The sequence below is a fragment of the Clostridium tarantellae genome (assembly GCF_009295725.1).
Lineage (GTDB): Bacteria > Bacillota > Clostridia > Clostridiales > Clostridiaceae > Sarcina > Sarcina tarantellae.
The window spans coordinates 1-11567 of record NZ_WHJC01000098.1 but is presented as its reverse complement, the minus strand read 5'-3'; the positions used below and the strand labels follow the sequence as shown (position 1 = coordinate 11567).

Sequence of the window (11567 nt, the reverse complement as noted above, 5' to 3'; positions counted from 1 at the left end):
GGAAAAAATCATATAATAATGTATTAATTTGTAATAAGATGTGCTATAATATGAATGCGAGCAATAATTGCAAAGCATCAAATTTTAATAAAATATTCCTAGGGAACCAAAGATAGTTCTTTTTAAATTAATAAACAAAGGAATAAGATAAACCAGTTAAAAACCAAAGATGAAAAATAAAATAACAAAAGCAAACAAAAAGCCACTAAAGATTTTTAGTGGCTTTAATTATTTTTAGTTCTATGAATAATAAATGTTAAAGTGGACAGTATTAACAATGAAAATAATAAAATTAAGGAGGGAAAAGTGTTAGTATTCATAATAGCATTATTTGTAGGATCATTAATAAATAAAATAGTTTTTATATTAGAACAGGAAGAAGATATAAAGTATTATTTAAAATACAATCAATATTATTCAAAAAAAATTTTTGCCTTTAGTAAATTACCTATAATCAAGCATTTGCTTTTTAAAGATGATAATAATCATTTGAAAAATAAAAAAATAAATCGATATATATTTATAGAAATACTCACAGCAAGTGTAATAACCAGTCTATATATTATTTTCCCAAATAAATTTATGTTTTTTAAATATGCAATATTTATTACTATGTTACTGATAATAGCAATAATAGATTATGATACTCAATATGTTTATTCAATTACAACTTATATAGGTATAGGAATAGGAATTATATTTTTTATTTTTGAGTGGTATTTATTTCAGATTTTACCTATTAAATATATTTTAGGTAGCTTAATATCATTTTTCATAATTGGTTTAATTAGTTATTCTACAAAAGCAATGGGGCAGGGAGATATTGAAGTAGCAGCTTTTATAGGTATATTTTTAGGTGCAGAAAATAGTATAAATTTTATTGCTATTTCTTTTATAGTAGCTGCAATAATATCTTTAATATTAATTTTATTTAAGAAAAAAACAAGAAAGGATTATATAAGCTTTGCACCTAGTTTAGCTATATCCGCTTATTTTATTTTAATTTCATAAGACTAAAAAGTTTTTAAAAAAATATTTATTAAATTTAAAATACAAGGAGTATATTAATGAATAAAAAAGTAAATAAAAGAAAAAAATTTGGATTTACACTAATTGAGTTAGTAATTTCCTTAGCCATTATGGCAGTAATAGCTTTAATAGCTATTCCTAATTTCAATAGTATAAAGGAAAATTCAAAAATAAAAGCAGATAGACAAAGTGCTGAATCTATAAAAAGAACAGTTCAACTATTGATAGTTGATGATACATTAAAATTAGGATCAACGGGAGAAACGGAATTATATTATAATGCTAGTTTAAAAACTTTCGATAAAAATTCTGATCTTGTTGGATTAGATGAATTAAAAGAAGCTTTATCACATGTTAATCCACCTGCTACAAAAAAAGATGCGGAGTATTTAGTAAACATAAAGGATGATGGAGATGAGGTAGTAGTAAAAGTTAATGGAGTTCCAGAAACTTCTACAGCTAATACAAATTAATAATTAAAAATAATTAGAAGTGTGTAAAAAATTAAAATTATTAAGGTATTAACTAAGAATAATATGTATTTTAATTTTAAGATATTTTTAATACAATTCTTATTTTTCGTTTTAATAATGAATTTTAAAAATAAAAAATCTTTTAATAAAAAATATGATGCAAAAGTTGCAAAAAATATATTTTATGAATGTAAAAAATCATTTAAACAACCTTGTTAAAATATCTTATAATTTGTTGACAAGCTACATGTGATGAATTATAATTAATAAAAATTAATTAACCACAATAATTAAAAATAACGCTCGTATAAGCTTTGAATATGGCAAGGCGTCTCTACCAGAAACCATGAATTTCTGTCTATGAGTGGATTTAATATAGGGATTAGTTTATAAAATTTACTTGATTTAAATTTAAGATTTCAACATATGTGAAAAATTACCAACTATTTACTTGCAGAAAGTTGAAAAAAAGGGATTTGAATAAGAGTTTTATCGGCAAACTATGAACATATTAACTTCACTTAGGAGATAATATGTTCTTTTTTTATACACATAATTTGCAAGGAAACTTTCAAATGTGAAATTTGAGAATAACAAGGAAACTTTCAAATGTGAAATTTGAGAATAATAAAGAATTAAAGAATTAAAGAAAAATATAAAATATATTTAAGTATAGATGATTTAAGGGGGAATTAAAATGGCAACAATTCTAAAGACAGCATATACATTTGATGATGTATTATTAATACCAAATAAATCAGAGGTTTTACCACATGAAGTTAGTTTAAAAGCTCAATTAACTAAGAAGATTTTTTTGAATATTCCACTAATGAGTGCAAGTATGGATACTGTAACAGAATCTAAGATGGCAATAGCTATGGCTAGAGAAGGTGGAATAGGAATAATTCACAAGAATATGACTATAGAAGAGCAAGCTAAAGAAGTAGATAGAGTTAAAAGACAAGAAAATGGTGTTATAACAGATCCAATATTCCTATCAGAAAATCATACTGTAAGAGAAGCATTAGAATTAATGGCTACATATAGAATATCAGGTGTTCCAGTAACAGAAGGAAGTAAATTAGTTGGAATAATAACTAATAGAGACATAGTTTTTGAATCAAACTATGATAAAAAGGTTTCAGAAGTAATGACTAAGAGTCCTTTAATAACTGCAAAGGAAGGTACAACTTTAGAACAAGCTTTAGAAATTTTAAAAAAACATAAAATAGAAAAGTTACCATTAGTTGATTCAGAGAATAATTTAAAAGGATTAATTACAATTAAAGATATAGAAAAAGCTAAAGCATTTCCAAATGCAGCTAAGGATGAAAAAGGTAGATTATTATGTGGAGCATCAGTTGGAATAACTAAAGATATGATGAATAGAGTTGATGCTTTAGTTAATGCTAAAGTTGATGTAATTACTTTAGATACAGCACATGGTCATACTAAAGGAGTTATAGATGCTGTAAAGTCAATAAAAGCAAAATATCCAAGTCTTCAAGTAATAGCCGGAAATATTGCAACACCAGAAGCAGTAAAGGATTTAGCAGAAGCTGGAGCGGATAGTGTTAAAGTTGGTATAGGACCTGGATCTATATGTACAACAAGAGTAGTTGCGGGAGTTGGAGTTCCACAATTAACAGCGGTTATGGATTGTGCAGAAGAAGGTAAAAAATTAGGAATACCAGTAATAGCAGATGGTGGATTAAAGTATTCAGGAGATATAGTAAAGGCATTAGCAGGCGGTGCTACTGTTGCTATGATGGGATCTTTATTTGCTGGATGTGATGAAGCACCTGGAGCAATAGAGATATACCAAGGTAGAAGTTATAAAGTTTATAGAGGTATGGGATCATTAGGAGCAATGGAAAAAGGTTCAAGTGATAGATATTTCCAAAATGGAACTAAGAAATTTGTGCCAGAAGGTGTTGAAGGTAGAGTTCCTTATAAAGGATACGTAGCAGATACTATTTATCAATTATTAGGTGGAATAAAATCTGGTATGGGATATTTAGGATCAGCAACTTTAGAGGAATTATATGAAACAGCAAGATTTGTTGTACAAACTTCAGCTGGATTTAGAGAAAGTCATCCACATGATATAAATATTACAAAAGAGGCACCAAACTATAGTGTTGGTTAATAAAAAATATAGATTGCCACTAGTTAATTAAAGTGGTAATCTATGTACATAAAGTATTAAAATGTAAATGGGTTAAAAATTAAGTTTACGGAGGAAATTAAAGTGAGAGATTTAGTTTTAGTTGTAGATTTTGGCGGACAATATAATCAGCTTATAGCTAGAAGAGTTAGAGAGTGTGGAGTTTATTGTGAAATAATTCCTTATACATATTCAATAGAAAAGATAAAAGCAAAAAATCCTAAAGGTATAATATTTACTGGAGGACCAAATTCTGTTTATGGAGAAAACACTCCAAAGGTAGATAAAGAAATATTTGAATTAGGAGTTCCTGTATTAGGAATATGTTATGGAGATCAATTAATGGCTCACTTATTAGGTGGAAAGGTTGATACTGCACCAGTAAGAGAGTATGGAAAAACTCATGTTACTTTAGATAATAATTCAAAACTATTTAAAGGAATAGATAAAGAAGAAGTATGTTGGATGAGCCATACTGATTATGTAGCAGAGCTTCCAGTAGGATTTAAAATTATAGGTTTTACAGAAGTATGTCCAATAGCTGCTATGGAAAATGATGAAAGAAAATTATATGGAGTTCAATTTCACCCAGAAGTTGAGCATACTCCATTTGGAAAGAAGATGTTAGCTAATTTCCTTCATAATATATGTGAATTAGATAGTTCATGGTCTATGGCTTCATTTGCAGAAGAAAAAATAGCTGAAATAAAAAGAATAGTTGGGGACAAAAAACTTCTTTGTGCTTTATCAGGTGGAGTTGATTCATCAGTTGCAGCAGTTATGGTTCATAAAGCTGTTGGCAAGCAATTGACTTGTGTATTTGTTGATCATGGTTTATTAAGAAAAGATGAGGGCGATCAAGTAGAGAAAATCTTTAGAGAAGGTTTTGACATGAATCTTATAAGAGTTAATGCTCAAGAGAGATTCTTAGGAAAATTAAAAGGAGTTTCTGATCCAGAAACTAAGAGAAAGATTATAGGTGAAGAGTTTATAAGAGTATTTGAAGAGGAAGCAAACAAGTTAGGAGAAATTGATTTTCTAGTTCAAGGAACAATATATCCAGATGTTGTTGAAAGTGGAACAGATACTTCAGCTGTTATAAAGAGTCACCATAATGTTGGAGGACTTCCAGAAGACATGGAATTCTCATTAATAGAGCCTTTAAGAGAATTATTTAAAGATGAAGTTAGAGCTGTTGGTGAAGAATTAGGAATTCCACATCATTTAGTATGGAGACAGCCATTCCCAGGTCCAGGATTAGCAATAAGAGTTTTAGGTGAAGTAACAGAAGATAAGTTAGAAGTAGTTAGAGAAGCTGATGCTATATTTAGAGAAGAAATTGCATTAGCAGGTTTAGAAAGTGAAATATGGCAATACTTTGCTGTATTACCTAATATACAATCAGTTGGAGTTATGGGAGATGAAAGAACATATTGTCATACTGTTGGATTAAGAGCAGTAACATCTTCAGATGGAATGACTTCTAACTGGGCTCATATACCATATGAAGTTATTGATAAAGTTTCACGTAGAATAGTTAATGAAGTAAAAGGTGTTAATAGAATAGTTTATGATGTAACTTCAAAACCACCAGCAACTATTGAATGGGAATAAAATTAATTTAAATATAGTATAGTTATGATATTTTTAAAGTATCATAACTATTTTTTTTATAAAGCTTTAACATTATATATTTATAAAAAATATATAATGTTAAAGCTTTATTTATCTTAGCAAGAGTTTTTTTATATTAATTTATTTAATATGTAAATTAATTTTATTTTTTTAAATTAATTACAATAAAATAATTAAAAAAATAATACTAATAGGATAAAATAAAAAAAATATCTGTAAAACAATATGATATATTAAGTTTAATGGTAAAAAAATATTAATGATAAATTATAAAAAACATAGATTTATTGATAAAGTGTTAAAAAAATAAGTTATTTACAAAATAAATGTTAAGATATATAATATTTATACAAAAAACTAACATAAAAGTTAAAAACTTGAATAAAAATAAAATAGAATTAAAAGAAATTTTCAAAAATTTAATTTAAAGAAGATTTTATAATGCTAAAACTATTTTAAGCAAGTTAAATTAATAAATAAGGGGGCAATTTTATGAAAAGAAAATTAATTATGGGTTTGACAGCTGTGTTAAGCACCATGCTTTTTTTAACTGCATGTGGTAATTCAGGGGCACCATCAGGCGGTTCTTCAGGTTCAAATAATGCAACTAATGAAGAAGTTGAGGCTAAAGAGGGGTTAATTAAAGCTGAAGATTCTTCAAAAAATCCAAGTACTGCAACTGATAGGAAAGACACATTGGTTATAGGTATAGATGCACCTGAAGAAGTATTCAATCCGCTTTATGCAGAGTCAGCTTATGATGTATATGTTAAGAATTCACTTTTTGAAGGTATGATTACTGTAGATGGTGAAGGTAAGCCAGTTCCAGAACTTGCCGAAAATTATGAAATTTCAGAGGATGGCCTTACATACACTTTCAAATTGAAAGAAGGCCTAAAATTTAGTGATGGTTCACCATTAACTACTGAAGATGTAGCATTTACATTAACAGTTTTAGCAGATCCTAATTATGATGGTGTAATGGATATAGTAAATGCAACACCAATAAAAGGTGCAAAAGCCTATAAAGAAGGAAAAGCTTCAGAAATTGAAGGAATAAAGGTAGTAGATGATAAAAACATAAGCATAACATTAGATAAACCAACAGCATCAGCTATATATGATTTTGGTGTAGGTATATTATCTAAAGCTTATTATGGAAAAGAATATAAGCAAGGAAATGTTGATTATATAAAAACATTGCATACTAAACCTATGGGGGCAGGCTCATATAAATTTGTTTCAAGTAAAGCAGGACAAGAAGTTGTATTAGAAGCTAATGAAAATTACTTCCAAGGAAAACCTAAAATACCAAACTTAATTTATAAAGTAACTTCAGCAGATACTAGAATGCAAATGCTACAAACTGGTGAAATAGATATGGATATGATAACTGTTAATAAGGATAATGTTGATAAATTAGCTACTGCTGGATTTTTAGATATGCATATATTCCCAACTAATGGTTATGGATATATAGGAATGAATCATAAAGATAAAAAATATATGGATCCTAAAGTTAGACAAGCTTTAACTTATGGGTTAAATAGAAAAGAAATAACAGATGCCGTATTTACAGGTTATGCAGATGTAATTAATGTTCCACAGTCAAAAGTGTCTTGGGCATATGAGTCAGGAAAAAATACTTATGATTATAATGCTGAAAAGGCAGAAGAGTTATTAGATGAAGCTGGATGGGTGAAAGGTTCAGATGGAATAAGAGAAAAAGATGGTGAAAAATTTACTATTAAATTTACAGCTAGTACTCCAAATGAAGTAAATGAAGCTATTATTCCAATAGCACAAGCTAACTTTGAACAAATAGGAATTAAATTTGAAGCAGAACAAATGGACTTTAATGCAGTTAGACAAAAGGTTGAAAAGGGAGAAGCTGATATGTACTTTATGGCTTGGGGATTAACTGCTGATCCAGATCCAACAAATGTATTTGGAACTAAAGGAGCTCAAAATAGAAATGGTTATTCAAATACTAAAGTAGATGAATTAATGGAAAAAGGGTTAAGAGAAACTGATATGAATAAAAGAAAAGAAATATATAAGGAGTTATATACAATTTTAAATGAAGATCTTCCTTATATATTCTTATATCAAAGAAGAGATATGTGGGCTGTTAATTCAAGAGTAAAAGGTTTTGATAATGAAATAACACCATATAAAGATTTTACTGATAGTTTATGGAAGTTAACTTTAGAGTAATATAATAAAAAATTAATAATGCTCAGCATATTAGCTGAGCATTATTAATATATAAGGGGAGGGGTAAATATGATTAAATATATCATTAGAAGAATTCTTCAAATGATTCCTATACTTTTAGGTGTTTCAATAATTATATTTGTTGTAATTTCTTTAGCACCGGGAGATGCAGTTGATAATAAGGCTAATCCTAACATGACAGAAGAAAAGAAACAGGAACTAAGAGAACAAATGGGTCTTGATAAACCATTACCAGTTAGATACGTAAATTGGCTTAAAGATAGTTTAACTGGCAACTTTGGAGAGTCAACAAAGTTTAAGCAACCAGTGGTTGACGTAATAAATACTTATATTTGGAATTCATTCTTTTTAGCTTTAACAGCATTTATAGCAAGTATATTTATAGCGGTGCCAATAGGTATAGTATCCGCAACCAAGCAATATTCCTTTATAGATGGTTTCTTTACTGTTTTAGCATTGATAGGAATATCATTGCCAGCATTTTTCTTAGGGTTATTATTAATTAAATTTTTAGCTTTTGATTTTAAAATATTCCCAGTAGGAGGAATGACTTCTACAGGCTCAACAGCCACAGGATTTAAACACATCATAGATGTTTTATATCATATGTTTTTACCGTTTTTAGTATTAACATTAGTTCAAGTTGGAGCATTAATGAGGTATACAAGAACCAGTGTTTTAGAGGTTATAAGACAAGATTATATAAGAACAGCAAGAGCAAAAGGATTGAAAGAGTCAATAGTAATTTATAAGCATGCATTTAGAAATGCATTAATACCTATTGTAACAATACTTGCACTTTCTTTACCAAGTTTATTTGGTGGAGCAATGATTACAGAAAGAATTTTTGCTTGGCCTGGAATAGGAAGAGTTGCTTTTGATTGTTTAAATGCAAGGGATTATCAGTTCTTGATGGCATTTAATATGTTTATGGCTATGCTTGCTTTAGTTGGAAATCTAATTGCAGATATTTCTTATGCCGTAGTAGATCCAAGAATAAGGTTAAAGTAAGGGGGGATACATATGAATGCGATAAAAGATAATAAGCAAAAAGAAAGTAATATTAAAAATAAGAAAATAAAAAAAGAAAAGGTATTATCTCCCACAAGGATTGTTTTTAATAGACTTAAGAAAAATAAAATGGCTATGGTGGGATTGTTTATATTAGTAGCTATGGCGTTATTTTGTTTTATAGGTCCATTTTTCACACCACATTCTCCAGATGCAATGAATTTTGCCATGAAGAAACAACCACCAAATGGAACTTATTTATTAGGAACAGATTTAATAGGTAGAGATATATTAACTAGATTAATGTATGCTGGAAGAGTTTCTTTATTAGTTGGATTTGTAGCAGTATTAATTCAAATAACCATAGGTGGAACTTTAGGAGCTATAGCTGGTTATTATGGTGGATGGGTTGATTCTTTAATAATGAGAGTTGTTGATATATTTTTATGTATTCCATTTTTACCTATATTAATAATTTTTGGTGCTATACTATCAGATTTGGATGTAAAGGCAGATGTAAGAATATTTTTTGTAATGTTAATAATAGGTTTATTATCTTGGCCAAGTATAGCTCGTTTAGTTAGAGGGCAAATTCTTTCTTTGAGAGAACAAGAATTTATGCAAGCAGCAGAAGCACTTGGATTAAAAGATACTAGAAAGATATTTAGGCATTTATTACCTAATACTATACCATCTATAATTGTTTCAGCTACATTAGGTATTGGATCAGCAATACTTACAGAATCAGCTTTAAGTTATTTAGGTATGGGAGTTACACCACCTAAGGCTTCTTGGGGAAATATGATTCAGGCAGTAGGAAATTTTACTGATTTAATGGAAAGACCATGGTTATGGGTTCCACCAGGAATATGTATTTTTATAACTGTTATGGCTATTAATTTATTTGGAGATGGACTAAGAGATGCTCTTGATCCTAAACTAAAGAAATAAGGGGAGAGATTTATGGCAGATTTAGTTAAATTTAAAAATGTGAGAACTCATTTTTATACTGAAGCTGGTACTGTTAAAGCAGTAAATAATGTTAGCTTTAAAATAAAAAAGGGTGAGGTTGTGTGTATAGTAGGAGAGTCAGGATGTGGTAAAAGTGTTACCGCTATGAGTCTTATGAGATTGGTTTCTTCTCCTGGAAAAATAGAAGGTGGAGAAATAATATATGAAGGAAAAAACTTATTTTCATTAACAGAAGAAGAAATGAGAAGTATTAGGGGAAATGAAATATCTATGATATTTCAAGAGCCTATGACTTCTTTAAATCCAGTTTTTACCGTGGGGTCTCAAATAATGGAAGCGGTTATACTTCATCAAAAATTAAGTAAACAAGAAGCAAGAAAAGTTGCTATTAAGATGATAACTTTAGTAGGTATATCTGATGCAGAGAGAGTAATAGATAAATATCCACATGAGTTAAGTGGAGGTATGAGGCAAAGAATAATGATTGCAATGGCATTGTCTTGTAATCCAAAGTTATTAATAGCAGATGAACCAACTACGGCTTTAGATGTTACAATACAAGCGCAAATTCTTGATCTTATGAGAGATATAAAGAAAAAGTTAAATACATCAATAATGCTTATAACTCATGATTTAGGAGTTGTAGCTGAAATGGCAGATTATGTGGTGGTAATGTATGCAGGTAAGGTTATAGAAGAAGGGCCTGTACAGGTTATATTTAAAAATCCAATGCATCCATATACTATTGGATTATTAAAATCAAAGCCTATATTAAATCAAATTACAGAAAGATTATATTCTATACCAGGTCAAGTACCAAATCCAATAAATATGCTAGATAATTGTTATTTTAATGAGAGATGTGAGTTTTGCTTTGATAAATGTAAAAAAGAACAACCTATTTTACAAGAGATAGAAGAAAATCACAAAGTTTCTTGTTGGAAGTATAAGGGGGTATAGATTATGAGTGAAACTCTATTAAAAGTAGAAGGATTAAAAAAATACTTTCCAATAAAAGGTGGGATTTTTCAAAGAACAATTGGTAACGTGAAAGCTGTTGATGGTGTTTCTTTTGAATTAAAGAAAGGTGAAACATTAGGTCTTGTAGGCGAATCAGGTTGTGGAAAGAGTACAACAGGAAGAACAATATTAAGACTTTTAGACAAGACAGCAGGAGAGGTAATATATAAAGATAAGGAAATTCATAATTTAAATAAGAAGGATTTAAGAAAACTTAGACCAGATATGCAAATAGTTTTCCAAGATCCATATTCGTCTTTAAATCCAAGAATGACAGTGGGACAGAGTATAGGAGAAGCTGTGATTCAACATAAAATAGTAGATAAAAAAGATGCTAGAGAATTAATTCTTGAAACTATGAGAATTTGTGGTTTGTCTGATTATCAAATAGATAGATATCCTCATGAATTTTCGGGAGGACAAAGGCAGAGAATAGGAATTGCTAGAGCATTAATTTTAAATCCATCTTTTATAGTGGCAGATGAACCAGTTTCTGCTTTAGATGTGTCAATACAGGCACAAATAATAAATTTATTATCAGAATTACAGGAAAAGAGAAATTTAACTTATTTGTTTATATCTCATGATTTAGGTGTGGTAGAACATTTAAGTACTAAAGTTGGAGTAATGTATTTAGGTTCTATGGTTGAACTAGCACCTAAAACAGAAATATATAAAAATCCATTGCATCCATATACTCAAGCTTTATTTTCAGCAATACCAATACCAGATCCAACTATAAGGAAGAAAAGAATTATATTAACTGGGGATATTCCAAGTCCATCTAATCCTCCAATAGGATGTAAGTTTCATACTAGATGTCCATATGCAAAAGATATATGTAAGGAAGCAATACCAGAATATAAAAATGTAGGTTCGGATCACTTCGTAGCTTGTCATTTAGTTTAGATGTTTAAAGTATGAGATTGGTAAGAATTGTTTTAAAGTAATGAAATTATTATTAATAATAATTATATGTTTTTAAAAAATTCTTACTAACTCATATATTAATAGGTATATAT

General features: G+C 28.8%; 9 protein-coding genes and 1 riboswitch. All 9 genes read left to right on the top strand.

Annotated features, from left to right (window positions below):
• Positions 1-306 precede the first annotated feature (306 nt).
• Positions 307-1011, top strand: coding sequence for a prepilin peptidase (locus GBZ86_RS18660; RefSeq protein ID WP_152889489.1), 705 nt, complete (start codon positions 307-309; stop codon positions 1009-1011).
• A gap of 56 nt (positions 1012-1067) precedes the next feature.
• Complete coding sequence (locus tag GBZ86_RS08105; RefSeq protein ID WP_152889487.1) at positions 1068-1502, top strand: type II secretion system protein; 435 nt, start codon at positions 1068-1070, stop codon at positions 1500-1502.
• Between the two features lie 283 nt (positions 1503-1785).
• Positions 1786-1883: riboswitch (purine riboswitch) on the top strand.
• A gap of 316 nt (positions 1884-2199) precedes the next feature.
• Entirely contained in the window at positions 2200-3651 is a 1452-nt protein-coding gene (gene guaB / locus GBZ86_RS08100; protein ID WP_152889485.1) for an IMP dehydrogenase, read from the top strand.
• A gap of 102 nt (positions 3652-3753) precedes the next feature.
• Positions 3754-5283, top strand: coding sequence for a glutamine-hydrolyzing GMP synthase (gene guaA, locus GBZ86_RS08095; RefSeq protein WP_327444633.1), 1530 nt, complete (start codon positions 3754-3756; stop codon positions 5281-5283).
• A gap of 513 nt (positions 5284-5796) precedes the next feature.
• Complete coding sequence (locus GBZ86_RS08090) at positions 5797-7521, top strand: ABC transporter substrate-binding protein (protein WP_152889483.1); 1725 nt, start codon at positions 5797-5799, stop codon at positions 7519-7521.
• Positions 7522-7590: 69 nt separating this feature from the next.
• Positions 7591-8553: an ABC transporter permease gene (locus tag GBZ86_RS08085; RefSeq protein WP_152889481.1), complete on the top strand. Its 963-nt coding sequence runs from the start codon at positions 7591-7593 to the stop codon at positions 8551-8553.
• A gap of 12 nt (positions 8554-8565) precedes the next feature.
• Positions 8566-9504, top strand: coding sequence for an oligopeptide ABC transporter permease (gene opp4C, locus GBZ86_RS08080; RefSeq protein ID WP_152889479.1), 939 nt, complete (start codon positions 8566-8568; stop codon positions 9502-9504).
• Positions 9505-9516: 12 nt separating this feature from the next.
• Positions 9517-10485, top strand: a complete 969-nt coding sequence (locus GBZ86_RS08075; RefSeq protein WP_152889477.1) for an ABC transporter ATP-binding protein — start codon at positions 9517-9519, stop codon at positions 10483-10485.
• A gap of 3 nt (positions 10486-10488) precedes the next feature.
• Positions 10489-11454 (top strand): ABC transporter ATP-binding protein, encoded by a 966-nt coding sequence (locus tag GBZ86_RS08070; RefSeq protein ID WP_152889475.1) that lies wholly within the window; start codon positions 10489-10491, stop codon positions 11452-11454.
• The last annotated feature ends 113 nt before the right edge of the window (positions 11455-11567 follow it).

Coding starts and splice junctions, on each gene's coding strand:
- opp4C (WP_152889479.1), top strand. CDS start 8,566: ATGAATGCGATAAAAGATAATAAGCAAAAAGAAAGTAATATTAAAAAT.
- GBZ86_RS08075 (WP_152889477.1), top strand. CDS start 9,517: ATGGCAGATTTAGTTAAATTTAAAAATGTGAGAACTCATTTTTATACT.
- GBZ86_RS08085 (WP_152889481.1), top strand. CDS start 7,591: ATGATTAAATATATCATTAGAAGAATTCTTCAAATGATTCCTATACTT.
- GBZ86_RS08090 (WP_152889483.1), top strand. CDS start 5,797: ATGAAAAGAAAATTAATTATGGGTTTGACAGCTGTGTTAAGCACCATG.
- GBZ86_RS08105 (WP_152889487.1), top strand. CDS start 1,068: ATGAATAAAAAAGTAAATAAAAGAAAAAAATTTGGATTTACACTAATT.
- guaB (WP_152889485.1), top strand. CDS start 2,200: ATGGCAACAATTCTAAAGACAGCATATACATTTGATGATGTATTATTA.
- GBZ86_RS08070 (WP_152889475.1), top strand. CDS start 10,489: ATGAGTGAAACTCTATTAAAAGTAGAAGGATTAAAAAAATACTTTCCA.